The sequence below is a fragment of the Rhodosalinus sp. FB01 genome (assembly GCF_041365715.1).
Lineage (GTDB): Bacteria > Pseudomonadota > Alphaproteobacteria > Rhodobacterales > Rhodobacteraceae > Rhodosalinus.
Genome location: NZ_JBGFSH010000008.1, coordinates 86431 through 110129 on the forward strand (window position 1 = coordinate 86431; position 23699 = coordinate 110129).

25 protein-coding genes are annotated in these 23699 nt (G+C 68.6%); 8 read left to right on the forward strand and 17 right to left on the reverse strand.

Annotation, left to right across the window (positions count from 1 at the left end; all coding sequences use genetic code 11):
- Positions 1-71 precede the first annotated feature (71 nt).
- From galU to AB6A65_RS12565, 6 genes are all read left to right on the forward strand, one after another.
- On the forward strand, positions 72-965 hold the full coding sequence (gene galU, locus AB6A65_RS12540; RefSeq protein ID WP_371038786.1) for a UTP--glucose-1-phosphate uridylyltransferase GalU: 894 nt from the start codon (positions 72-74) through the stop codon (positions 963-965).
- Positions 966-984: 19 nt separating this feature from the next.
- Complete coding sequence (galE, locus tag AB6A65_RS12545; protein ID WP_371038730.1) at positions 985-1968, forward strand: UDP-glucose 4-epimerase GalE; 984 nt, start codon at positions 985-987, stop codon at positions 1966-1968.
- Positions 1969-2132: 164 nt separating this feature from the next.
- Complete coding sequence (locus AB6A65_RS12550; protein WP_371038731.1) at positions 2133-3014, forward strand: glycosyltransferase family 2 protein; 882 nt, start codon at positions 2133-2135, stop codon at positions 3012-3014.
- Positions 3015-4025 (forward strand): glycosyltransferase family 2 protein, encoded by a 1011-nt coding sequence (locus AB6A65_RS12555; protein ID WP_371038732.1) that lies wholly within the window; start codon positions 3015-3017, stop codon positions 4023-4025.
- On the forward strand, positions 4022-5722 hold the full coding sequence (locus AB6A65_RS12560; protein ID WP_371038733.1) for a beta-1,6-N-acetylglucosaminyltransferase: 1701 nt from the start codon (positions 4022-4024) through the stop codon (positions 5720-5722). The genes AB6A65_RS12555 and AB6A65_RS12560 overlap by 4 nt, the downstream gene beginning before the upstream one ends.
- Positions 5723-5725: 3 nt before the next feature.
- Positions 5726-7189: a nodulation protein NodH gene (locus AB6A65_RS12565; protein ID WP_371038734.1), complete on the forward strand. Its 1464-nt coding sequence runs from the start codon at positions 5726-5728 to the stop codon at positions 7187-7189.
- Here the strand turns inward: AB6A65_RS12565 and AB6A65_RS12570 are convergent.
- The 6 genes from AB6A65_RS12570 to AB6A65_RS12595 all read right to left on the reverse strand — a co-directional run bounded on the left by AB6A65_RS12570 (position 7158) and on the right by AB6A65_RS12595 (position 10958).
- Positions 7158-7622 carry a PTS sugar transporter subunit IIA gene (locus AB6A65_RS12570; protein ID WP_371038735.1) on the reverse strand — a complete coding sequence of 155 codons (465 nt, stop codon included), beginning with the start codon at positions 7620-7622 and terminating at the stop codon, positions 7158-7160. The two genes, AB6A65_RS12565 and AB6A65_RS12570, sit on opposite strands and share 32 nt — an antisense overlap.
- A gap of 49 nt (positions 7623-7671) precedes the next feature.
- On the reverse strand, positions 7672-8235 hold the full coding sequence (gene hpf / locus AB6A65_RS12575) for a ribosome hibernation-promoting factor, HPF/YfiA family (RefSeq protein WP_371038787.1): 564 nt from the start codon (positions 8233-8235) through the stop codon (positions 7672-7674).
- Positions 8236-8443: 208 nt separating this feature from the next.
- The gene (gene lptB / locus AB6A65_RS12580; protein ID WP_371038736.1) at positions 8444-9202 is read right to left on the reverse strand and encodes an LPS export ABC transporter ATP-binding protein; all 759 of its coding nucleotides are present in this window, start codon (positions 9200-9202) and stop codon (positions 8444-8446) included.
- Positions 9202-9681: a lipopolysaccharide transport periplasmic protein LptA gene (gene lptA, locus AB6A65_RS12585; protein WP_371038737.1), complete on the reverse strand. Its 480-nt coding sequence runs from the start codon at positions 9679-9681 to the stop codon at positions 9202-9204. Before lptA ends, lptB begins: the two co-directional genes overlap by 1 nt.
- A gap of 17 nt (positions 9682-9698) precedes the next feature.
- The gene (locus AB6A65_RS12590; RefSeq protein WP_371038738.1) at positions 9699-10301 is read right to left on the reverse strand and encodes a hypothetical protein; all 603 of its coding nucleotides are present in this window, start codon (positions 10299-10301) and stop codon (positions 9699-9701) included.
- 45 nt (positions 10302-10346) lie between these two features.
- Positions 10347-10958, reverse strand: coding sequence for a ribonuclease D (locus AB6A65_RS12595; RefSeq protein ID WP_371038788.1), 612 nt, complete (start codon positions 10956-10958; stop codon positions 10347-10349).
- A gap of 703 nt (positions 10959-11661) precedes the next feature.
- Between AB6A65_RS12595 and AB6A65_RS12600 the strand changes: the two genes are divergently transcribed.
- Positions 11662-12360: a sugar transferase gene (locus AB6A65_RS12600; protein ID WP_371038739.1), complete on the forward strand. Its 699-nt coding sequence runs from the start codon at positions 11662-11664 to the stop codon at positions 12358-12360.
- A 143-nt stretch (positions 12361-12503) separates the two neighbouring features.
- Complete coding sequence (locus AB6A65_RS12605; RefSeq protein WP_371038740.1) at positions 12504-13445, forward strand: exopolysaccharide biosynthesis protein; 942 nt, start codon at positions 12504-12506, stop codon at positions 13443-13445.
- A 131-nt stretch (positions 13446-13576) separates the two neighbouring features.
- Here AB6A65_RS12605 and AB6A65_RS12610 read toward each other — a convergent pair whose 3' ends face one another.
- The 11 genes from AB6A65_RS12610 to bchL form a co-directional block, all read right to left on the reverse strand.
- Entirely contained in the window at positions 13577-14797 is a 1221-nt protein-coding gene (locus AB6A65_RS12610; protein ID WP_371038741.1) for a Wzz/FepE/Etk N-terminal domain-containing protein, read from the reverse strand.
- A gap of 276 nt (positions 14798-15073) precedes the next feature.
- Positions 15074-16288: a 5-aminolevulinate synthase gene (gene hemA, locus AB6A65_RS12615; RefSeq protein ID WP_371038742.1), complete on the reverse strand. Its 1215-nt coding sequence runs from the start codon at positions 16286-16288 to the stop codon at positions 15074-15076.
- Positions 16278-17093 carry a putative photosynthetic complex assembly protein PuhE gene (gene puhE / locus AB6A65_RS12620; RefSeq protein ID WP_371038743.1) on the reverse strand — a complete coding sequence of 272 codons (816 nt, stop codon included), beginning with the start codon at positions 17091-17093 and terminating at the stop codon, positions 16278-16280. Before puhE ends, hemA begins: the two co-directional genes overlap by 11 nt.
- Positions 17093-18229, reverse strand: coding sequence for a magnesium-protoporphyrin IX monomethyl ester (oxidative) cyclase (acsF, locus tag AB6A65_RS12625; protein ID WP_371038744.1), 1137 nt, complete (start codon positions 18227-18229; stop codon positions 17093-17095). Before acsF ends, puhE begins: the two co-directional genes overlap by 1 nt.
- Positions 18226-18522 (reverse strand): hypothetical protein, encoded by a 297-nt coding sequence (locus AB6A65_RS12630; RefSeq protein ID WP_371038745.1) that lies wholly within the window; start codon positions 18520-18522, stop codon positions 18226-18228. The genes acsF and AB6A65_RS12630 overlap by 4 nt, the downstream gene beginning before the upstream one ends.
- A 19-nt stretch (positions 18523-18541) precedes the next feature.
- Positions 18542-19009: a photosynthetic complex assembly protein PuhC gene (gene puhC / locus AB6A65_RS12635; protein ID WP_371038746.1), complete on the reverse strand. Its 468-nt coding sequence runs from the start codon at positions 19007-19009 to the stop codon at positions 18542-18544.
- A gap of 30 nt (positions 19010-19039) precedes the next feature.
- Positions 19040-19699 carry a photosynthetic complex putative assembly protein PuhB gene (gene puhB / locus AB6A65_RS12640; RefSeq protein WP_371038747.1) on the reverse strand — a complete coding sequence of 220 codons (660 nt, stop codon included), beginning with the start codon at positions 19697-19699 and terminating at the stop codon, positions 19040-19042.
- Between the two features lie 19 nt (positions 19700-19718).
- Positions 19719-20489 carry a photosynthetic reaction center subunit H gene (gene puhA, locus AB6A65_RS12645; protein ID WP_371038748.1) on the reverse strand — a complete coding sequence of 257 codons (771 nt, stop codon included), beginning with the start codon at positions 20487-20489 and terminating at the stop codon, positions 19719-19721.
- Between the two features lie 27 nt (positions 20490-20516).
- Positions 20517-21962, reverse strand: a complete 1446-nt coding sequence (locus AB6A65_RS12650; RefSeq protein ID WP_371038749.1) for a PucC family protein — start codon at positions 21960-21962, stop codon at positions 20517-20519.
- Entirely contained in the window at positions 21959-22639 is a 681-nt protein-coding gene (bchM, locus tag AB6A65_RS12655) for a magnesium protoporphyrin IX methyltransferase (RefSeq protein WP_371038750.1), read from the reverse strand. Before bchM ends, AB6A65_RS12650 begins: the two co-directional genes overlap by 4 nt.
- A complete protein-coding gene (gene bchL / locus AB6A65_RS12660; RefSeq protein WP_371038789.1) occupies positions 22639-23457 on the reverse strand; it encodes a ferredoxin:protochlorophyllide reductase (ATP-dependent) iron-sulfur ATP-binding protein in 819 nt (272 codons plus the stop codon). The genes bchM and bchL overlap by 1 nt, the downstream gene beginning before the upstream one ends.
- Positions 23458-23699: the final 242 nt, after the last annotated feature.

Below are 23699 nucleotides of genomic sequence, written 5' to 3' on the forward strand. Positions count from 1 at the left end.
CGCTAGGCTCCGGCCATGGTGAGCCGCCCGGAGGGGCGGACATGCGTGAATTCGTCGATCAGGAGCAGGGCATGCGGAACAAGGTAACGAAGGCGATCTTCCCGGTTGCGGGGCTGGGCACACGCTTCCTGCCGGCCACGAAATCGGTACCGAAGGAGATCATGACGCTCGTGGACCGGCCCCTCATCCAGTACGCGATCGACGAGGCGCGCGCCGCGGGGATCAAGGAATTCATCTTCGTCACCTCGCGCGGCAAGAGCGCGCTGGAGGACTATTTCGACCATGCGCCCGAGCTCGAGACCGCGCTGCGCAAGGCAGGCAAGACCGAGCTTCTGCAGATCCTCAAGAACACCAACATGGAATCGGGCGCGATCGCCTATATCCGCCAGCACAAGGCGCTGGGTCTCGGCCATGCCGTCTGGTGCGCGCGGCGTCTCATCGGGGACGAGCCCTTCGCGGTGATCCTCCCCGACGACGTGATCGCCGCGGAGCAGCCCTGCCTTCAGCAGATGACCGAAGCCTACGAGGAGACGGGCGGCGCCATGGTCGCCGCGATGGACGTGCCCCGGGAACGCATCGGCTCCTACGGGGTGCTCGACCTCGAGGACGACAAGGGAGAGCTCGTGAAGGTGCGCGGCATGGTGGAAAAGCCCACACCGGACCAGGCGCCCTCGAACCTCGCGGTGATCGGCCGCTACATCCTCACCCCCGACGTGCTGAAGAACCTGAACCGCATGAAACAGGGCTCGGGCAACGAGATCCAGCTGACCGACGCCATCGCCGACGAGATCGCGCAGGGCCGCGACGTCTATGGCTACCGCTTCCGCGGCCAGCGCTTCGACTGCGGCTCCAAGGCGGGGTTCCTGCAGGCCACCGTCGCCTTCGGGCTGGCGCGCGACGACCTGCGCGAGGACCTGCTGCGCTACCTGCACGAACTCGTCTCGGTCGAGAAGGCCGCGCAGTAGGGCGGCGCGGCATCGCCCGATGGCGCGGATCCTGGTCACCGGTGGCGCGGGGTATATCGGCTCCCACGCCTGCAAGGCGCTCGCCGCGGCGGGCCATATGCCCGTGGCCTACGACAATCTCGTCACCGGATGGGAACAGGCCGCGCGGTTCGGCCCGTTCGAGCGCGGCGACCTGACCGACCGCGCGCGGCTCGACGCGGTGTTCGCGCGTCATCGGCCCGCCGCGGTGATGCACTTCGCGGCGCTGAGCCAGGTCGGCGAGGCGATGGGCGATCCCGGCCTCTACTGGCGCAACAACGTGCTGGGCTCGCTCACCCTGGCCGAGGCGGCTGTTGCGGCCGGCTGCCGCGACGTCGTGTTCTCCTCGACCTGCGCGGTCTACGGCGAACAGGACGGCGTCACCCTCGACGAGAAGAGCGCGCTGCGCCCGGTCAACGCCTACGGCGCCTCGAAGCGCGCGGTGGAGGAGATCCTCTCCCAGTTCGGGGCCGCGTACGGTCTTCGCAGCGTCGTCTTCCGCTACTTCAACGTGGCCGGCGCCGATCCGGAGGCCGAGATCGGGGAATTCCACCGTCCCGAGACGCATCTCGTCCCGCTGATCCTTCAGGCCATCGACGGGCAGCGCCCGGCGCTCACCATCCACGGAACGGATTACGACACGCCCGACGGCACCTGCATCCGCGACTACGTGCACGTCAGCGATCTCGTGTCGGCGCATCTGGCGGGGCTGCGCTGGCTGGCGGAGGGACGGGACAGCCGGGTGTTCAACCTCGGCACGGGGCACGGCTTTTCGGTGCGGCAGGTGATCGACGCCGCCCGCGCGGTCACGGGCCGGGACGTTCCGGTGACGGAGGGGCCGCGCCGCGCCGGGGACTGCACGCGGCTCGTCTCCGGATCCGGCCGCGCGGAGGCCGAGCTCGGCTGGCGGCCCGCGCGGCCCACGCTGGAGCCGATGATAGAGGACGCCTGGCGCTGGCACCGCGGCGGCGGATACGCCAGCTGACCGGCGCCGCCCGCACCGCCGCCCCAGAGCTCTGGCGCGCCTACCGCCTGCGCTGGCGCCGCCGCCGCCTGCTTCTGCGCGCGTGGCGGAAGCGCGCGGAGCTGACCCCCGTCGCGGACCGGACGGGCGCGATCCGGCGCGGCGCGATCCTGTGCTTTTCCACGATGCGGAACGAGGCGGTCCGCCTGCCCCATTTCCTCGACCATTACCGCCGGCTGGGGGTGGATCATTTCCTTATCGTGGACAATGGCAGCACCGACGGCACCGCAGAGAGGCTGGCGAAGGCGCCCGACGTGTCGCTCTGGCGCACGGAAAGCCCCTATCGCGACGCACGTTTCGGGATGGACTGGCTCACCCTTCTCCAGCGCCGCCACGGGCACGGCCACTGGTGCCTGACCGTGGATGCCGACGAGATCCTGATCTACCCGGAGTGGGAGTGGCGGGGGCTCGACGAGCTGACCGCGTGGCTCGACCGGGAGAAGATCCCGGCCATGGGCGCCATGATGCTCGACCTCTACCCGAAAGGGCCCCTTGGCGCGGCGGCCTACACGCCCGGCAGCGACCCGACGACGACGCTCGGCTGGTTCGACCAGTGGAACTACACCTGGGAATGGCAGCCACGATACCGCAACGTCTCGATCCGGGGCGGCGTGCGCAAGCGCGCGTTCTTCGCCGAGGCGCCCGAGCGGGCACCGCACCTGCACAAGATGCCGCTGGTGCGCTGGCGGCGCGGTTACGCCTATGTCAGTTCCACGCATATCGCCCTGCCCCGCAGGCTCAACGCCGTGTTCGACGCGCGGCTCGACCGGCCGCGCGGCGCGCTTTTGCACACCAAGTTCCTCGACGTGGTGATCGAGAAATCCCGCGAGGAAAAACGCCGCCGGCAGCATTTTACCCATGTTGAACGATATGACGGCTATTACGACGCGATCCTGCGGAACCCCGTACTTTGGTCGAAGGCGTCGGCGCAGTATAAGGGGTGGAGGCAACTCGAAGACGCGGGCCTGATCGCCCGGGGGCGCTGGGCGGAACAAGAGAGAGGCTGAATGCGGTTCTGGCGGTCATACCGGCTGCGCCTGCAGCGCAAGGGGTGGCGCGCCCGCGCCATGCTGAAGCGCCGCCAGCTTCGGCCCGTCGCCGACCGCACCGGCGGCATCCGGCCGGGCGACGTGCTGCTGTTCTGCACCCAGCGCAACGAGGGCGTGCGCCTTCCCTATTTCCTGCAATATTATCGCGATCTCGGCGTCGGCCACTTCCTGTTCGTGGACAACGACAGCGACGACGGGTCGCGCGACTACCTCGCCCAGCAGCCCGACGTCTCGCTCTGGCACACGCGGGCAAGCTACAAGCACGCCCGCTTCGGCATCGACTGGATGAACGGGCTGCTCGCGCGTTACGGACACGGCCACTGGTGCCTGACCGTCGATGCGGACGAATTCTTCGTCTTCCCGTTCTGCGACACGCGGCCCATCGCCGCGCTGACCGACTGGCTCGACGCGCTGCCGATCCGGTCCTTCGGCGCGATGATCCTCGACATGTATCCCAAGGGGCCGCTCTCCGCCCGGCCCTACCGGCCCGGGCAGAACCCGTTCGAGATCGCGTCCTGGTTCGACGCGGGCAACTACCGGATCGAGAAGAACCCCCGGCTGGGCAATCTTTGGATCCAGGGCGGACCGCGCCAGCGCGTCTTCTTCTCCGACGCGCCACGCAAGGCGCCGGCGCTCAACAAGATCCCGCTGGTGAAATGGCACCGACGCTACGCCTATGTCAGTTCGACCCACATGCTGCTGCCGCGCGGGCTCAACCTCGTCTACGACGACCGGGGCGGCGAGAAGCCGTGCGGCGTCCTTCTCCATGCAAAGTTCCTCGACACGCTCGGCGCCAAGGCCGAGGAAGAACTCGGCCGGGGCGAGCACTACGCCGGCGGGCGCGAGTATCGCGCCTACGCGGCGCTGGCCGAGGACGACCCCGGGCTCTGGTGCCAGTGGTCAGAGAGATACCTGAACTGGCGCCAGCTGGAGATCCTCGGCCTGATGTCCAAGGGCAACTGGGCATGAACGGGGTCGGCGTCATCATGCTGGTGCATACCGCGCTCGGCCGGGCCGTCCAGGTCGCCCGCCACTGGGCGCGCGCGGGCTGCCCGCTCGTGATCCACGTCGACCGCGCGGTGCCGCCCCAAGGCTACGACCGCCTTCGCGCGGCGCTCTCGGACCTGCCAGACGTGCGCTTCTCCCGCCGCTTCCGCTGCGAATGGGGCACATGGGGGATCGTGGCGGCGACCCAGTCCGCCGCGGAGCTCATGCTGACGGCGTTTCCCGACGTCCGCCACGTCTACCTCGCCTCGGGCGCATGCCTGCCGTTGCGGCCCGTGAGCGAGCTTTCGGACTACCTTGCCGTGCGGCCGCGCACGGACTTCATCGAAAGCGCGACCACCGCCGAGGTGCCCTGGACGGTGGGCGGCCTGCACGAAGAACGTTTCACCCTCTCGTTTCCCTTCGCGTGGAAAAGCCAGCGCCCTCTCTTCGACGGCTACGTGTCGCTTCAGCGCCGGATCGGCCGCAAGCGCCGCCTTCCCGAGGGGATCGTCCCCCATCTCGGCAGCCAGTGGTGGTGCCTGACCCGGGACACGCTGGCCAAGATCCTCGGCGACCCGAACCGGGCCTTGTACGACCACTACTTCCGCCGCGTCTGGATCCCGGATGAAAGCTATTTCCAGACCCTCGCGCGGCGCCACTCGCACGAGGTCGAAAGCCGGTCGCTCACGCTTTCGAAATTCGACTTCAAGGGCAAGCCGCACATCTTCTACGACGACCACCTGGAGCTTCTGCGCCGCTCCGACTGCTTCGTGGCAAGAAAGATCTGGCCGCGCGCCGACCGTCTTTACGAGACGTTCCTCGGCCACGCGGGCCAGGGCATGACACGCGCGGAACCCAACCCGTCCAAGATCGACCGCGTCTTCGCCCGCGCGGTGGAGCGGCGGACCCGCGGCCGGCCGGGGCTCTGCATGCAAGGCCGGTTTCCCCGCGAGGGGTTCGAGACAAGCCCCACCGCCGGGCCATATTCCATGTTCCAGGGCTTCGCCGAACTCTTCGAGGATTTCGCGCCCTGGCTTTGCCGGATGACGGGCGCAACGGTGCATGGCCATCTCTTCGCGCCAGACCGCGCGGAATTCGCGGACGGCCAGGACGTCATCGCGGGCGGACTGTCGGACAGCGCGGGGATCCGCGACGCCAATCCCAAGGCCTTCCTCACCAGCCTGGTCTGGAACACGCGCGGCCAGCGGCAGTGCTTCCAGTTCGGACCGCGCGACAACCAGGCGATCAACTGGGACATCGCCAAGGACACGAACGCGCAGATCTCGGTCATCACCGGCGCCTGGGCGATCCCGCTTTTCCGTGCGAACCGGGGCTTCACCTCGCACCGCCGCGAGGCGGCGCAGCTGCAGCATGTCGAAGCCCTGCATCTCAAGGTGCTCCGGTCTCCCTGGGTGAAGGCGCGGGTGCGGATCTGGACGCTGGCGGAGTTCATCGAAGGGCCCGTTCAGCCGCTTCAGACCATCCTCGAGGAGAGCGCGCCGCGGGGCATGCAACGCCTCGCGGAGATGCCGCGGATGACCGATCTCACCGGATTCGGGCAATTCCTGCAGGACCTCAAGAACGAAGGGATGCACCCCTCCCTGATGGGCAATTTCCCGGTCGTGCCCGACCCGGGCGAGGCCACGTCCTGCACCCCCCGCCCCTATGTCGTGAAGTAGCCGATGGCGCGGTTCGACCTCTTCGTCGTTTTCGCCGACATGCGCACCGGCTCGAACTTCCTCGAGGCGAACCTCAACGCGCTGCCCGGCATCCGCTGTCATGGCGAGGCGTTCAACCCGCACTTCATCGGTTACCCGAAGCGGGACCAAATCCTGGGCATCGACAGAACCGCGCGCGATACAAATCCCGGCGCGCTACTCGCCGCGCTGCGCGCCGCGCCCGACACGCTGGACGGGTTCCGCTACTTCCACGACCATGACCCGCGCATCCTGGACGATCTTCTTGCCGATCCCCGCTGCGCGAAGATCGTGCTGACCCGCAATCCGCTCGAAAGCTATGTCTCGTGGAAGATCGCGCGGCAGACGGGGCAATGGAAACTGACCGACATGTCCCGCCGCAAGGCGGCGCGCGCCGCGTTCGACGGGGCGGAGTTCGAGCGGCACGTCTCGGAACTGCAGGACTTCCAGCTGCGGATCCTGCACGCGCTGCAGGTCACGGGCCAGTCCGCCTTCTGGCTCGACTACGAGGATCTGAAACGGCTCGACGTCGTGAACGGCCTTGCCGCCTGGCTCGGCTCCGAGGCGCGGCTGGAGGCGCTCGACGACACGCTGAAGCGGCAGAACCCGGCGCCGCTGGAGGCCAAGGTCGCCGATCCCGCCGCGCTGGAGAAAGAGCTTGCACGGATCGACCGTTTCCACCTGTCGCGCACGCCGAACCTCGAACCCCGCCGGGGCCCCGCCGTGCCCTCCTTCGTCGCCGCGCCGGAAACGCCGCTTCTATACATGCCGCTTCGGGGCGGGCCCGAGGCAGAGGTCGCGCGGTGGCTCGCCGCGCTCGACGGCGCCCCGCCCGAAGCGCTGGCGGCGAATTTCACCCAGAAGGAGCTGCGCCAGTGGATGAAGGCGCATCCGGGGCACCGGCGTTTCACCGTGCTGCGCCACCCGCTGGCTCGCGCGCACGCGGTCTTCTGCGCGCGCATCCTGTCCACCGGGGAAGGGGCGTTCCGGCGCATCCGCCGGCACCTGCTGCGCCAGCGCGGCCTGCCCCTGCCCGAGGCGCTGCCGGATCCGCGCTACGACGCCGCCGCGCACCGCGCGGCGTTCGAGGGCTTTCTGGATTTCGTGAAGGACAACCTGGCCGGGCTCACGAACCTGCGCACGGATCCGCACTGGACGAGCCAGGCGCAGCTTCTGCACGACATGTCGGCCTTCGCGCTGCCGGACCTTGTCGTCCGGGAGGAGGAGATGGCCGCGTGGCTGCCCGCGCTCGCCGCGGCGGCGGGGCGCGAGGTCGCGTCGGCGCCGGACAGCGCGCCACGCGACACGCCCTTCACGCTCCGCGACATCCACGATACCGGTCTGGATGCGAAGGCGCGACAGGTCTACGCCCGGGATTTCCGGCAGTTCGGTTTCGCGGACTGGCGGCCCGCCGCCGTCACGCGGCCTGTTCGCGCTGGGCCTCGGTAAGGATCGCGTGAAGCTTCGCCGGGTCGGGGTTGGCGCGCAGCTTGGCGCAGACGGAGCTCTGCCGCAGCGTGCGCGACACCCGCGCCAGGGCCTTCAGATGCTCCACCCCGGCATCCTCCGGCGCGAAGAGGCCGAGCGCGAGGTCGACCGGTTGACGGTCGACCGCGTCGAAATCCACCGGGCGCTCGAGCAGGATGAAGACGCCGGCCATGGTTTCGATCCCGGGCAGACGGCAATGCGGCAGCGCCACGCCTCCGCCCACGCCGGTCGGGCCAAGCGTCTCGCGCTCCTGCAGGGCGGCGACGGCGCTCTCGCCATCGATGCCGTAGACCGCTTCCGCGAGGTCGGCGAGTTCATGAATGAGCCGCTTCTTCGAGGTGGCCGACGTCACGACGCGCACGGCCTGGGGCTTGATCAGTTCCAGAAGGTCCATCTCTTGCCTGCTCTCGGGGACGGGCGGGAGACGTGCCGGGCCGACCCCCTCAGCCGGGGTCCTGCGGTTCGATCCAGCCGATGTTTCCGTCGTCACGCCTGTAGACGACGTTCACCCCGTTCCTTTTTTCGTTTCGGAACACCAGCACGGGTGCGCCGGCCAGTTCCATCTGCATTACGGCCTCGCCGACGCTCAGCAAGGGAATCTTGGTCTGCATCTCCGCGACGATCACGGGCTGAAGGCTTTCGGAATCCGATTCGTCGCTCTCTTCGTTCGACGCGAGGATATACGAGGAGGCTCCGATCAGTTCAACAGGTTCGGCGCGGGCGCGGTGATGGTCCTTCAACCTGCGCTTGTAACGGCGCAGCTGCTTTTCCATCTTCGCACAGCAGGCGTCGAAGGCGGCATATATCTCTGTCGCGGCGGCCTTGGCGTTGGCGGTCAGCCCGGTCGAGAGATGCACCGCGGCCTCGCAGACGAATTCGTGCGCGTCGCGGGAAAAGATGATCTGGGCATCGGTGGGACGCTCGGCATACTTGCCGATCGCCGCGCCCAGTTCCTGCTTCACATGTTCCTGAAGCGCCTCGCCGATGTCGATCTGCTTGCCACTGATCTAATATCGCATCCCGTCTCCTTTCGTGCCGTCCGGGCCGGTCGCGCCGGTTGGGTCGCGCTGGCCGGGGACGCTAGATGCCGTCCGCGGGACCGCCCGGTCAGGCCGCCGCGGTACATGCCGCGACGCAGGGCGGGTCGTGTCGCAGAACCGTCACGTTCGTATTTGAGAGGAGACCACGGCGCCCTGTCAATCGCTAGCGCGCGGGTCACGAGATCCGGAAGTTCTCTCCGAGATAGACCCGGCGCACGTTTTCGTTGCGCACAACCTCCGCGGGCGAGCCGGACATCAGCATCGTGCCGTCGTGCAGGATGTAGGCGCGATCCACGATCTCCAGAGTCTCGCGGACATTGTGATCGGTGATGAGCACGCCGATTCCCCGCGTCCGGAGATCCGCGACGAGGTGGCGGATGTCGTTGACCGAGATCGGATCCACCCCCGCGAAAGGCTCGTCCAGAAGCAGGTATTTCGGGTTGGCGGCCAGGCAGCGCGCGATCTCGACCCGCCGCCTCTCGCCGCCCGAAAGCGCCAGCGCAGGCGCGCGGCGCAGATGCTCGATGGAGAATTCCGACAGCAGCTCTTCCAGGCGCTCGCGCCGGCGGTGCCGGTCACGCTCGGAGATGTCGAGGATCGCCGCGATGTTGTCCTCGACGCTGAGCCCGCGGAAGATCGACATCTCCTGCGGCAGGTAGCCGATCCCGAGCCGCGCGCGGCGATACATCGGCAGGGACGTGACGTCGACGCCATCCACGAGGACCTGCCCGCCCTCGGGATAGATCAGCCCGGCGACGGCGTAGAAACAGGTCGTCTTGCCGGAGCCGTTCGGCCCGAGCAAGCCGACCACCTCTCCGCGGTGCAGCTCCATGTTCACGTCGCGGATGACGACACGCTTGCGATAGCTCTTGCGCAGGTGGCGGACTCGAAGGCCCGAGTCTCCCTCCGTGACGGCGAACTGCGGGCCCTCCATCACTCCGCCCCCGGCTGGATGAGGGTCCGCACCCCTCCCGACATCTCGGCGGTTCCGCCATCGAGGTCGACCGACATCCGTTCCGCGCTGATCGCGTTGCTGCCCTGCGTCAGAAGCACCTTGCCCGTCATCACGATGGTCCCGGCGTCGGGGTCGTAGTCGGCGCGCTCGGCCTCGGCGGCGTCCGTGCCGCTCACGAGCGTCACGCCGCCCGTGGCCTCCATCCGCGCGATGCGGTCGCCGTCCTGATCGTAGGTGATCAGCACGCGCGGCGCGGCGAGGCGGAAGTCGCCCTGCGCGATGACCACGTTGCCGGTGAAGAGCGCGGTGCCCTCCTGCTCGGTGACGGATAGCGCGTCGGCGGTCACTTCGACCGGGGCGTCGGTGTCCTGTGCCGCATCGCCGAACGCGACCGACTGGCCGAAGGCCGGCGCACCCGCCAACCAGATCGCCACCGCGATGATGTGGATTTTCCGCACGGAAGCCAGCCCGCTCCTTACCCCTGTGGTTCGTATACCAGCTTTACCCGGCCGGTGAAAAGCAATCGGGCCTGCCCCGGGGTTTCGGCGGCCTGCACCTGCAGCCGGTCGGCGCGGATCGTGCCCGCGGGCGCCCGTCCCTCGACCGCCCCCCCGGTATCCGCGGCATACCGGTCCAGCGTCACCGCCATGCGCGCGGTGGTGAGCGCGTAGCCCGCGGAGCTTTCCATCTCCACCCCGCCGCCGAAGACGAGCGCGCCATTCTCCTCGGTCCATTCGGCGCGGCCGGCCTCAAGCCGGAGCCATCCGCCGCCGGAGGTCTGCAACTCCGCCGCCACGGTCGTGGCGGTGACCGGCCCGTCCACCCCGCCCGGCCGCACCTCTGCCGCGCGCACGCTCAGCGCCGCGCCCTCGGCCGTCCTGCCGGTATAGACGGGTTGCCTGACCACCTCCTCGGCGGTGCCGGAACGCAAACCATCCTGCCCGAAAGGCGCCTGGCCGGGCTGCGTCGGGGGTCGCGCCAGCATGAAGAGCGTGGAAAGCAGCGCCAGCGCGGCGAGCGGCAACAGGATCTTGAGCCACGCGACGAGTCGCGAATGGGCCCGGTCGCCCAGCGCCATCTCAGCGCGCCGCGGCGCCGCGGCCCCGGAGATCCCGGCCCCGGGTCAATGCGCGAACACGTCCTCGTCGGGCCAGCCCTCGAGGTCGAGGCGGGCGCGCGTCGGCAGGAAATCGAAGCACGCCTGCGCGAGCTCTGCCCGCCCCTCGCGCTGCAGCATCGCGTCGAGCGCCTCGCGCAGCCGGTGAAGGTGCAGCACGTCCGAGGCGGCGTAGTCGAGCTGCGCGTCGGACAGCGCCTCCGCGCCCCAGTCGCTCGATTGCTGCTGCTTGGAAATGTCGATGCCGAGCGTTTCCTGCAGCAGCGCCTTCAGCCCGTGCCGGTCGGTGTAGGTGCGCGCCAGCTTGCTGGCGATCTTGGTGCAGTAGACCGGCGCGGTCAGCACGCCGAAGCTGTGCAGAAGCAGCGCGATGTCGAACCGGCCGAAGTGAAAGAGCTTCAGGGTGCCCGCGTCCGCGAGCAGCCGTTCGAGGTTGGGCGCCCCGCTCTGGCCGCGGGCGATCTGGACGAGATGCGCCGCGCCGTCGCCTGCGGAAAGCTGCACGACGCAAAGCCGGTCGCGATGCGGCTTGAGGCCCATGGCCTCGCAATCGATCGCCACCACCGGGCCGAGATCCAGCCCGTCCGGTAGATCGCCCTCGTAAAGGTGGTTCGCCACGCGCCGCTCCGTCATCCGTGTTCCGACGAAGGGGATAGGCCTTCGCCCGCGCTCTTGCAACTCCACGCGGCCGGGCCGATTCGCCGCCGGCGCCGGTTGTTGGGGGATTTTCGCCCGCGCGCAGGCGCCGCGCCCCGCGAAATTGCAACCTATGGGCGAAATTCGTCACAAACCCCGATCGCGCCCCTGCGCCGGGAACAGGTGGCAGGCATGCCGCCGCCGAAAGCGCCCATCACGCCGCAGGACGCGCCGCGGCACGAGGCGTCCCGCCCTTTCCCGAAAACACGGGCGAAATCCCGCGTCGAAACCGGGCCAAGGCGCGGGGTCGCAGTTGGATTGTTTCCCCCGAACGCACGCCGCAGCTTCTGCAAGACTTCTGTTTCCCAGGCGAGCCAAGGCGCCGGCACCGCCTCTTCTCGCGTCCGGTCGGGTTGGCGGAAATCTCCGCCGCGCGCACCGGTTGCAAACCGCCGCGACGCCCTTGACCGGACGAGAGGAGAGCCGCATTCTATTCAAACGAAAGAAAAAATGGCTGTATCCTCACCCGCGCGGGACACGCCCCCCGAATTGGGGTCGTCGCGCCGGGCCAAGGGGCCAAAGGGCGAAACCAGTGTTCCATGTGGATCGGCGGTGCGTTTTTCCAGTGGCGGGATTTCCGCGCTGAAGCACGATGGCCGGTAGCGGTAAAGGGTATGACGTCGCCATGTTGATGGTCCGGCTTGAAAAGACTGCACCGCCCGAGCAGCACGCCCGGGAAAGGGTGTTCGAGACGTCGCTTCTCGATCGATCGGACCGCGGCCTCTATCGCCATGGCGGCAAGCGCGTGCTCGACGTGCTCGGCGTGCTTCTGATGGCGCTTCCGGCCCTGATGCTTCTGCTTCCGCTCATGATCCTGCTGTCGCTCGACGGGCATTCGCCGCTTTACCGGCAACCCCGCATCGGGCGAAACGGGCGCATTTTCAGCATGTGGAAGTTGCGCAGCATGGTGCCCGACGCCGACCGGATGCTCGAGGCGCATCTGGCCGCCGATCCCGAGGCGCGGGCGGAATGGGAATGGTCGCAGAAGCTGAGGGACGACCCACGCGTCACGCGCCTGGGTCATGTCATCCGGAAATCCTCGCTCGACGAGCTGCCGCAACTCTGGAACGTGCTCGTGGGCGACATGTCGCTGGTCGGCCCGCGCCCGATGATGGCGCATCAGCGCGACCTTTATCCGGGTCTTGCCTATTACGCGATGCGCCCCGGGATTACCGGCTACTGGCAGATCACGGTGCGCAACGACTCGGGCTTCGCCGAGCGGGCGCTGCACGACACCCAGTATTTCCGCGACCTGTCGTTCGGAACCGATCTGCAGGTTCTGCTTCGGACCGTGCGCGTGGTTCTGCGCGGGACCGGGCGGTGAAACGGCCGGGCCCGGCTGCGCGCCCCCGGTCCGCACGCCCTTGGCAGCACTGATGGGCCGATGACGACAGGCAGGGACATGGTGAAGCTCGATCCGATCTTGAAGACGGTGCCGGGCCGTGCGGGCATGACAGGAGGCTGCCGATGAGCCGGCCCGGTTTCGATGCGCTCTCGAACGAGTCGAGTCGCGGCGTGCCCCGGCGCGGGATGCGGCGTGGCGAGGCGGCGCCCCGACCCACCGCCCCGGGCCCCGGCGCATCGCGGCCGCAGGCCGCGGCAGGACCGCCCCCGCAGCGGCCCGAGCCGGTGCAACAACGGGCCGCGCCCCGCATCCCTGCGGTCCTTCCGCCGAACGCGGTCGACGATGCCTGGGGCAACCTGCCCTGCGTGCCCCTGAACACGCCTAACCTGGAGCGTCATCGGATCATCGCCGCGACGCGCGAGGACCCGGCGCACGGCACCTTCGACGTGCTGCGCTCGCGGCTCTTGAGCACCCTGAAGGAAAATGGCTGGAGCCGGGTGGCGATCACCTCCCCCACCCGGGAATGCGGCAAGAGTTTCCTCGCCGCCAACCTGGCGATCAGCCTGTCGCGGGCGGAACGGGTGCGCACCGTCCTGATGGACCTTGATCTGCGCGACCCGGGACTGGCGAAGCTGCTCGGCGTCGCGGATCCCGGCATCCTGCGGCGCTTCCTGTCCGGCCGGGCGACGGTGAAAGACCACTTCCGGCGTTTCGGGGAAAACGATCTCGGCGTCGGTCGGACCCTCGCCCTTGCCCTGAACGAGCATGTCGAGAGCGATCCCGCCGAACTTCTCTTCGCGCCGGGCACGGACGCGGCGCTCGCGGCGATGCAGGAGGCGTTGCGCCCCGATGTGGTGCTCTTCGATCTGCCGCCGGCGCTTTGTCACGACGATCTGCTCGCGTTCCAGCGCCATGTCGATGGCGTGCTGCTGGTCGCGGGCGGCGGCGTCACGCGTGCCGAGGAGATCGAGGAGGTCTCGCGCCGGCTGGCGCACGACAAGCCGCTTCTGGGTGTCGTTCTGAACAGGGCCGAGGGCACGACGCTTTCGCGGCACTGCGACTGAAGACCCAGGCACCGGCGGGCGCCCGGTCTGAGCCAGGGCGGCCATGGCAGGATCCACGCAAGGGGCGTAACGGCGGGAGGATACTGCGCCGCGATCCGCGCGATCGCCGGCATCTCCGGGCTTGGCACGATCTAAGCGGCCACGACGGTCAGCCTGCGCCGTCCTCCGCCCGAGGGGCCGCGGATGGTCGGAACAGAGACGATCGGCCGGACCCCCAGCCGGCGCTCCAGCTCGGCCGGAGAGCGGATGGTCGGATCCAGAAGTTCGAGAAAGAGGGCCAGCAGCACCGCGGCGACAAGACTGGCCGCGGTGCCCACCACGGCAATGTTGCGACGGCTCGCCAGATCGGGCGACGCGGGCGGCATTGCCGTTTCGAGGATCTCGAAGGTCGCGGCCGCCTGCCGGTCGGCAAGCCCCTGCCGCAACTCGGCGTCGGCAAGGTGGCGCGTGACCGCCTCGAAGCGTTCCTCCAGCTGAAGCAGCGCCCGCGACAGCGCACCGAATTGCCGCTCGACCTCGGGGGCCGCGGCAAGGCTTTCCTCGATCCGCTCGATCCGTTCCGCGATCCGCGCCTGACGGGTCTCGAGGCGCTCGATCCGGTCCTCGGTCGCCTCGATGTCCGCGCGGCCGGGGGTGGCCTGAAGGGCGATGATCTGGCCTTCGATCTCCAGCCCGGTCTCGCGCAACGCGTGCAGATGGGCGCGCAAGACGGGCACGTTCTCGGGCAAAGCGTCGGTATTCCGGCGCTTGAACTCCGCGATGCGGCCCTCGAGCGCGTCGATCTCCCGGACCAGGCGCCGCTCCTCGTCCTCGAGGAAGGCGCGCGTCATGCGCGTGCGCTCGACAAGACCCTCGTTGCTCTGCGCGAGAACGAGCCCCATGAGATCGTTCGCCACGATCGCGGCCATTTCGGGATCCTCGAGGCGCACCCGGAGGATCAGGCCGGACGGCGGGCTGCCCCCCTGCATCCACCCGAGCCGGTCACTCGGAAGATCTTCCAGACTTATCGCGCGGCGCAGGCGCGCGATCCTGTCCAGCCTGTCGAGGTCGGGAAGATCCTCGTAAAGCCTGTATCGCTCGACGAGCGAGGCGATGGTATCGCGAGCCAGCATGCGGCGCTCTATGAGCGCGATCTGCCGGGCCACGCGGTATTCGTCGCCGATCATGGGCCCGGAAAGCCCGTCCGCCATGGCGCTGCGGATCTGCACCGTTGCCGAGGCCTCGTAAACGCGCGGTTGCTGCAGCGCGTACCAGAGGGAGGCCGTGCAGCCGAACGCCGCCACGAGGATCATCGCCCAGGCGCGACGGCGCATCATCGCAACGAACTCGTCCAGCGACTGAAGACCGCGCATAAAGCCCACCCTTGCAGGCGAAGCGAAGAGCCTCGCACCTCTTCCCGGGGCGCCGCGCCGCCATGCATCCCCACATCAGTCGTTTATCGCGTTGACCGCGAGGTCGCCACGGAATCGCCATATGATTGCCGGAAACAAAACGTTTCCGGTCAGCGTCCGGAGCTGTTTCGACTGGAAGACGGGGCTTGGGAATTCGGGGGGAGCAGCGCGCGCGGCCGCCCCGGCGCTTCGCGGGGCGCGCCGGGCGCTGTCATGCCGGGTGGGAGCGGAGGCGGCTCAGGCCACCGCGTGGGCGAGCGCGCACTGCTTCCAGAGCGCGGTGAGCGCCTTGAGCAGGTGGTCGATGTCCGCCTCCGTATGCCAGGGCGAGGGCGTGAAGCGCAGCCGCTCGGTACCCTTGGGCACGGTCGGATAGTTGATCGGCTGAACGTAGATCCCGTAATCCTGCATCAGGATGTCGGCGATCTGCCGGCACTTCACCGGGTCCTTGATCATCACCGGGATGATGTGGCTCGGGTTCGGCAGATGCGGAATGCCCGCGCGGTCGAGCCCGGCCCGAAGCCGCGCGACGTTGCGCCGCTGGACCTGCCGCTCCACGTCCGAGGTCTTGAGGTAGGCGATCGAGGCCTGCGCGGCCGCCGCCACCGCCGGCGGCAGCGCCGTGGTGAAGATGAAACCGCTGGCGAAACTGCGCACGAAGTCGCACAGCGCCTCGGATCCGGTGATGTAGCCCCCCATGACGCCGAACGCCTTGCCGAGCGTGCCCTCGATCAGGGTGATGCGGTCGGAAAGGCCGCGTTCTTCCGAGACGCCGCCGCCGCGCGGCCCGTAAAGCCCCACGGCATGCACCTCGTCGAGGTAGGTCATCGCGCCGTGCGTCTCGGCGACCTCGACGATCTCTTCCATCGGGCAGATGTCGCCGTCCATCGAGTAGACGGACTCGAAGGCCACGATCTTCGGCGCGTTGGCGGGCAGCGCCGCGAGCTTGCGGTCGAGGTCCTCGGGGTCGTTGTGTTTCCAGATCACCTTTTTCGCGCGCGAGTGGCGGATGCCCTCGATCATGCTGGCGTGGTTCAACTCGTCCGACAGGATCACCGCGTCCGGCAGGCGCGCGCCCAGGGTGGAGAGCGCCGCCCAGTTGGAGACGTAGCCCGAGGTGAAGAGCAGCGCTGCCTCCTTGCCGTGCAGGTCGGCGAGCTCGCGCTCGAGCGCGACGTGGTGATGGTTCGTGCCCGAGATGTTGCGCGTGCCGCCCGCGCCCGCGCCGCAGCTTTCGATCACCGCCTTCATGCGATCGGTGACGACCGGATGCTGACCCATGCCGAGATAGTCGTTGGAGCACCACACCGTGACCTCGTCCGGGGCGTCGGCGTCATGGCACCGGGCACGCGGGAAGCCGCCGCACTGGCGCTCGAGTTCGGCGAAGCGGCGATAGTTGCCTTCTTCCTTCAGGGCCTCGATCTGGGTCTCGAACAGCGTGTCAAAGTCCATGAGCGTCCTCCGGTCCGTAAGTCTTTGTTGTCTTGGGGCGCTCGGGAAGCATCCAGCGCCAGAGTTTCGCGTCCTGCCACGGGATCACCATCAGCCAGTGTTCCAGCAGCGCCAGCACGGTGATCGCGAAGAGAAGGGCGAAGCCGACCACCTGCGAGGGCGTGTCGGCCGCGATCAGCCGCTCGGCCCAGCAGGCGCTCGCCGCGGTGAGCAGCGAGACCGAGAGCGGGAAGAGCCGGTTGATCCGCCCGGTGCGGAAATGGCTAGGCAGATGCGCGAGCGCTTCGGGGATGAACTCCACATTGATCTTGGGAACGCCGTAGAAAAGGTTGAGCTTGGCCGAGATGCGCGCGCAGAAGAGTACCGCGAAGGTCCAGAGGCCGAACAGGTTCTCCGCCCCCCAGCCCCAGAGCGCCAGCGCGATCAGCATGCCCGCCAGCAGCATCTCGTGATAGGCGATGGTGCCCCAGGCACGGATGAAACGCTCGCCTTCCGGGACGCCGGGCGGACAGGGCCGCGACATGGGGCCCGTGATCTGCCCGGTGAGGAAGGCAAGCTCGATCCAGCCCCAGATCGCCAGCGCCGCGAGGAACGCACCATAGACCGCGGCGGGCCCCGTGCCGCCGAGCGTCGCGTGATAGCCCCAGATCCCCGCCGCCAGAAGCGGCAGGGACAGAAGCGTGGCCGCGGAATTGGCGCGCGGCCCGCGCCGGTCGGCAAGGCGCACCACGGCCAGGATCGCCCCGGTGGAGAACCACCAGGCGAAAAGCGCGAAGAGCGCCGCGATCCAGCCCGAGTCCGGCATCAGTAGGCAGGCTCCAGACGGGTGCTTTCGGGCACCTGATGCCTTTTCGCCGGGATCGTGTAGAGCGCGGCGAATGTCAGCGCCGCGCGCGCGCTGCCGGCCAGTTGCTTCACCTTGCCGGCAAGGCCGCCCTGCTTCTTGGCGTCCGCGATGGCGACATTGGCCCGGTGCAGACGCTCGAGGTTGCGCTGCCAGCGCGGGTTCTCGATGTCGAGCGTGATCGGGAAGATCTGCTCTGACAGCGCGCTGGTCTTGGTGAAGACCTCGTGCGCGTACCAGTCCGGATCGACGCCGAGCGCCTTGTGGAAGGCGGGGCGCTGGTGATCGCGGACATACATCGTGGCGAAGACGGCGGTGAGGAAGAACTTGATCCACCACACGTTGACGCCGCGCGTGAGTTTCGGGTCGGTCTTCATCAGCAGCGCGAAGGCCTCTCCGTGGCGGAACTCGTCGCCACACCATTCCTCGAACCACTTGAAGATGGGGTGGAAGCGATGCTCCGGGTTCGCCTGAAGATGGCGGAAGATCGTGATGTAGCGCGCGTAGCCGATCTTCTCGCTGAGGTAGGTGGCGTAATAGATGAACTTGGGCCGGAAGAAGGTGTATTTCTTCTTCTGCGTCAGGAACCCGAGATTCACCGCCACGCCCGCCTCGCGCAGGGCGTCGTTGATGAAGCCCGCATGCCGCGCCTCGTCGCGCGCCATGAGCTGGAAGAGCTGGGTGATGTCGTGGTTCTTCCCGCGGCGCTTCATCTCCTTGTAGAGCACGCAGCCCGAGAATTCCGCCGTGCAGGAGGAAATCAGGAAGTCGATGAATTCCTTCTTCAGCGCCGGATCCATGCCGTCCCAGTCGACGTGGTCCCAGTCCTCGTTCTTCTTGAAGTGACCCTTGTTCGGATCGGCCTCCATCTCCGCGATCAGCGCGTCCCAGTCCTCGCGGACGGGCGTGACGTCGATCGCGTCCAGCTCGTCGAAATCGGTGGTGTAGAAGCGCGGCGTCAGCAGGGTGTTCTGCATCGCCACGTCGGTGGCCGCCTTGCTGTCGAACTTCGCCTGCTCCTCCTGGATGGCGAGGCCCTCTTCGGCCGTCGTCGCGTCGGCGGAATGGGCGGGCATGTTCTTCGTGAACGCGTTCATAGCTCGACCTCCTCCGAGAAAGAGAACTCGCAGAGTTCCATCACTTCCAGATCGCCCGTGAGGCGCGTCCAGAGGCGCTCCAGCCGGCTCGCGCGGACGATGATCGCCTCGCGGTCCTCGATCACGATCTCTCCGAAGGGGGCCATGATCTCGGGCCCCTCCACCTTCACCTCGTCGCCGGGATAGACCACGGCTCCGTTGTTGAACCGCACATGCGCGTGCAGGCTTTCGAACTTGTGGCTCACCTCGACCGTGCAAGGCGCCCTTTCCGTTTCTCTCGTCAGTAGTCCCATTGATCCGGTTCCCTTTCGATCACTCGGCCAGAAGCTTGGCGAAGGCCCTGGCATTGTCCCGACCGAACCCCATCAGGGCGGCGCGCCATCCCGTGGAGGGGTCGGAGACGGTGAAGCGCCCGTTCTCGTGGCGCATCAGTTCCACGGGCCCGTCGAGGGCCACGCGGTGCTTGGTGCGTTCGCGCTGAAGCACGCGCCACACACCGGAGACGAAGCCGCCCTCCTCGGGGGAGAGATCGGCGATCAGCGTGCCGTTCTCGGCGCGCACGGTGGCCGCGCCGGACATGTCGCCGCCGAGATAGAGCCCCCGGGAATGGGTGACCGCGCTCTCGGGCGGTGTGGAGGTCGTGGGGCGGCCGGTCCAGACCGCGGCCGACACGATCACCAGGACCAGGAGCACGAGACCGAACATCGCGCGCACCATCATCAGCGGAACGATCTGTTCCTGCGGCGTGTAGGTGCGCGGCGGTCGGGCGGTATCAGACATCTTCGGGTCTCCCCCTTGCTTGCGACAGGGTCATTCGGCGGCCACGGCGGCGGGGCCGGGTCTCTGGCCCGCGGCGCGCGCGCGGGCGCTCCGCGGCTGTTCGATCCGCGCCTCGGCGGCCTCGGCGAGCAGCCGCGCGACGTGCGCGGCGTCCGGGATGCAGCGCAGCGCCGGCTCGGGATGGCGCAGGCGCCACGGCCGGGCATGCGGCCAGAGCACGAGGTAGCTGAACTTGGTCTCGCCCAGAAGGTCGAGCGCGATGGTGCCCGTGCCCCGGCGGCGGAGGTCCAGATGCGCGTTCGCGATCTGCGTGTAAGGCAGGTTGAGCGTGACGGTCAGCGCCGCGCCCACCCGCATCGCGACGCGGCGGTTCGTGATGGTGTAGACCGTCGCGCGCGCCTGCACCCACGCGATGAGCGCGAGCAGGGCGCAGACGACGAGGCCCATGACGAGGAACGGCGTCGAGATCGCCAGCGCCTGGGAGAAGGGCATCAGGTCCATCGCGGCGACCAGTCTCCATGCCGCGAGGAAGACGAAATAGCCCATCACCCATTTGAGGTTCAGAGATTCCAGGGCGAGCGCCCACCAGTCCGGGCGGCCCTGCCAGAGGATGTGCTCGCCTTCGGGCGGCGCTTCCGGCAGGCCCTCCACGGGCTCGAAGGCGAAGTCGTCGTGATGATCGTGCGGCATGGGTGTCGCGTCCTTCCGGTCAGAGCTGCGGCTCGAGGCGTTCCTCGTCCGCGTAGAGCACGCCGCCCGCGTAGTAGGCGGAGATCTTGTCCTCCTCGAGCTTGGTGACCTGCCGCGGCGAGGCGTGCTTCGGTACGTCGGCGAACTGCTTGGCGTAGATCGTGCGCACCACGACGCGGTCGCGCTTGATGACCGACAGGGTCATCGGCACGAGGCGCTTGCCCTCGCCCCACTCGGCGTCGAGTTCGAATTCGAGGTAGCGCACGAGCTGCTCGGGCTCGTCGATCCACATGTCCGTGACGGTTCCCACCACCGTGCCGTCGCCCGACATCACCGGCAGGCCTTGCGGGTCGCGGCCCGCGGCGACGTGGAAATGCTCGGTCGCCGACATCGGGATGATCTTGGGGTGTCCCTTGCCGTCGAGCTCGGGCACGTCGCCGCGGTGGCACCACGAGGCAGGGCCCACGCCGTCCACCATCGGATCGCCCGTGGGAACGAAGGGATAGCCCCGGACCGGGTGGGTCTGTTCGAGCGCCAGGTTCTCGCGCTCGGGGATCTGGCCGGAGGGATAGGAGACCTCACCACGGCCATGCGGCAGCTTGAAGGTCTTGTCCTCGGGCAGCGGGAACAGGCTCGGCGTGGGGGCCGGGTTGCCCTGCTCGTCCTCGAGCGGATAGCCCTCGCGCATGTTCTCGCGCTGCAGATAGACGACAAGCCCGGCGAAGAAGATGTAGAAGAGCCAGAGCGACAGGCTCGCCAGGTCGAACTCTCCGAAGAATGTCTCAGTCATGGGTCGTTCCTTTCAGGAAGCGCAGGGTCATGTCGGCATCTCGGCGAGGCCCATCCGGGTGGGCGCCGCCTGCCGGCCGACGGGTTTCACGACGGTCTTCACGAGCGGGCCGATGGCCGCGAGCGTGACGAAGAGAAGACCGATCTCGAGGTGGTAGACGACGGAATAGCCGGTCGCCGGGTCGGCGAGCGCCTCGCCCAGGCGGCCCGACAGGGCGGCGTGGTTCACGACATCGCGCAGCCCCCCGCCGAGGGCGATGGACAGCCCCGCCGCCGTCGCCTGCGCCGCGCCCCAGGCGCCGAGCGCGAGGCCGCGCCCCGCGGCGCCGTCGACGGGCATCGTCATCGCGGCGGTCAGCGTCGCCACCGCGAACATCCCGCCGCCGAAACCGATCAGCGCGGCGCCCGAGAAGAAGAGCGCGGCGGATCCGAGCGGCGCGGCGAAGATCACGACGGAGAAGGCCGCGATCCCGACCAGCACGCCCAGCGCCGCCATGCGGTAGGGGTTGGAGCCACGGGCGAGCATCCGCGCCGCGAGCGCGAAGGACAGCAGCGCGCCGCCCGCCCAGGTCGCGGTCAGAAGCGTCGTGGCCGAGACCGACAAGCCGAGGATCTCGCCCCCGTAGGGCTCCAGAAGCACGTCCTGCATGTTGAAGGCCATGGTGCCGAGGAACACCACGGCGAGAAGCCGGCCCGCGGTGCCGCCCCGGGCGAGATCGGCCCAGGCGTCACGGAAGCGGGGCTTGGGCGCCTCGCGCTCGGCGCGGCTCATCGGGCGCACCTTCTCCTGCTTCCAGAGCGCGACGACATTGAGCAGGAGCCCGGCCAGGGCCACGCCCTGCACGACCCGGACCAGCGTGAAGGACCCGAAATCGCGCAGGAGCCAGCCGATCACGATGGCCGAGACCCCCATGCCGAGCAGGTACATCACGTAAAGAAGCGCCACCACGCGGGGCCGCGTCTCGTCCGTGGCCCGGTCCGCCGCCAGCGCCAGCCCGGCGGTCTGGGTCATGTGCATCCCGAGCCCGGCCATCAGGAAGGCGAGCGCCGCGAGCACCTCGCCCGCCCAGCCCGGGCCCACCGCCTGCTGCCCGCCCAGAACGAGGATGGCGAAGGGCATCACCGCGAGGCCGCCCATCTGCCAGAGCGATCCGAACCACAGATAGGGCACACGCTTCCAGCCGAGCGCGCTGCGGTGGTTGTCCGAGCGGAAGCCCAGAAGCGCCCGGAAGGGCGCGATCAGCACCGGCAGCGCGATCATCGAGGCCACCACCAGCGCGGGCACCGAAAGCTCGACGATCATCACGCGGTTCAGCGTGCCCAGCAGCATGACCATCGCCATGCCCACCGAGACCTGGAAGAGCGACAGGCGCAGAAGCTCGCGCATCGGCAGCCCCTCGCTGGCCGCGTCCGCGAAGGGCAGGATCTGCGTCGTCAGCCGCGCGAGCGGGGATATCCGGCGCGGCGCGCTCATGTCGAGACCTCGAGCGCCTCGGAAATGTAGAAGCCGCGGGCCACGCGGCCCAGAATGCGCAGCCGGCCGGGCGTGCCCGCGCCGCGCAGCGCGCCGGCGATTCGGGCGGGCGCGTGCGGCACCATGGTGGGCGAGCGGTCGGACCGCGGGAAAAGCTGGCCCGCCCGCCACATCGTCATCAGAAGCGCGGTGCGCGGCGCGACGGTGAAGACGACCTTCCCGTCCGCCCGCCGTGCCAGCCCGTCGAGGGCCCGCGCGATGTCGTCGAGGCGGTAGTAGATCAGGCTGTCCATCGCCATGGCATGATCGAACCGGCCCAGCGCCGCGTCCAGCATGTCGCCGGAAAGGAAGGTCACGCGCCGCGCGAGCGCGGGATCGAGCCGCGCCTGCGCGATCCGCACGAGCGAGGGCGAGATGTCCACCGCGACCACCTCGGCCGCGCGGCGGGCAAGCTCGGCGGTCATCTGCCCGGCCCCGCAACCGGCGTCGAGCACCCGCGCGCCCGCAAGATCCGCCGGCAGCGCGGAGAGCATCAGCGCGCGCATCTCGTCACGCCCACGGCGCACCGTCTCGCGGATCCGCGAGACCGGCGCATCCGAGGTCAGCCGCTCCCAGGTCCGGGTCGCGGTCTTGTCGAAATAGGTCTCGACGCGGGAAAGGGTGCTCTCGTAGCTCATCAATCGAAGCCCAGCAGCTCGAAGATGTCGCGGTCCTCCATCGGCGCGGGCGCGAACGGCTCGGTGCCGTTCCAGAGCGTCTCCGCCAGGCGCACGTATTCCTTGCGCGCCAGGACGATGTCCTCCTCGTCGGGCATCTCGAAGAGCGTCTTCTTCTTGAGCCGCGAGCGCCGGATCGCGTCGAAGTCCGGCATGTGCGCGATGCGCTTGAAACCGACTTCCTCGCAGTAGCGGTCGACCTCGTTGGTGTCGCGCGACCGGTTCGCCACGCACCCCGCGAGCCGCACCTTGTAGTTGTTCGACTTCGCCTGCACCGCCGCGATGATCCGGTTCATCGCGTAGATCGAGTCGAAGTCGTTCGCGGTCACGATCACCGCCCGGTCGGCGTGCTGGAGCGGCGCGGCGAAGCCGCCGCAGACCACGTCGCCCAGCACGTCGAAGATCACCACGTCGGTGTCCTCGAGCATGTGGTGCTGCTTCAGCAGCTTCACCGTCTGCCCCACGACGTAACCGCCGCAGCCGGTGCCGGCGGGCGGACCGCCCGCCTCGACGCATTGCACCCCGTTGAACCCCTCGCTCATGAAGTCCTCCGGACGCAGCTCCTCGGCGTGGAAATCGACCTCCTTGAGGATGTCGATCACCGTGGGCTGCAGGTGCCCGGTCAGCGTGAAGGTCGAATCGTGCTTGGGGTCGCAGCCGATCTGCAGCACCCGCTTGCCCAGGGTGGAAAACGCCACGCTGAGGTTCGAGGACGTGGTCGACTTGCCGATCCCGCCCTTGCCGTAGACGGAAAAGACCTTCGCCCCCTCGATCTTCATCGCCGGGTCCTGGTGCACCTGCAGCGATCCCTCGCCGTCCTCGCCCTTCCGGATCGTCGGCGGCGCGCCGAGACCGCGTTTCTTCAGCCCCTCCTGCTCGCGGGCGTTGGCTCTCGCGGCCGGGGGCAGCTTGCTGTCGAGCGGGCTCATGGGCGTCTCCTTTTCTCGTCCGTGACGGCGCGTCCCTGTCTCGCGCCGCGCCGATACTTCTTCTTGGCGGAAATACTCCGGGGGTGAGGCCG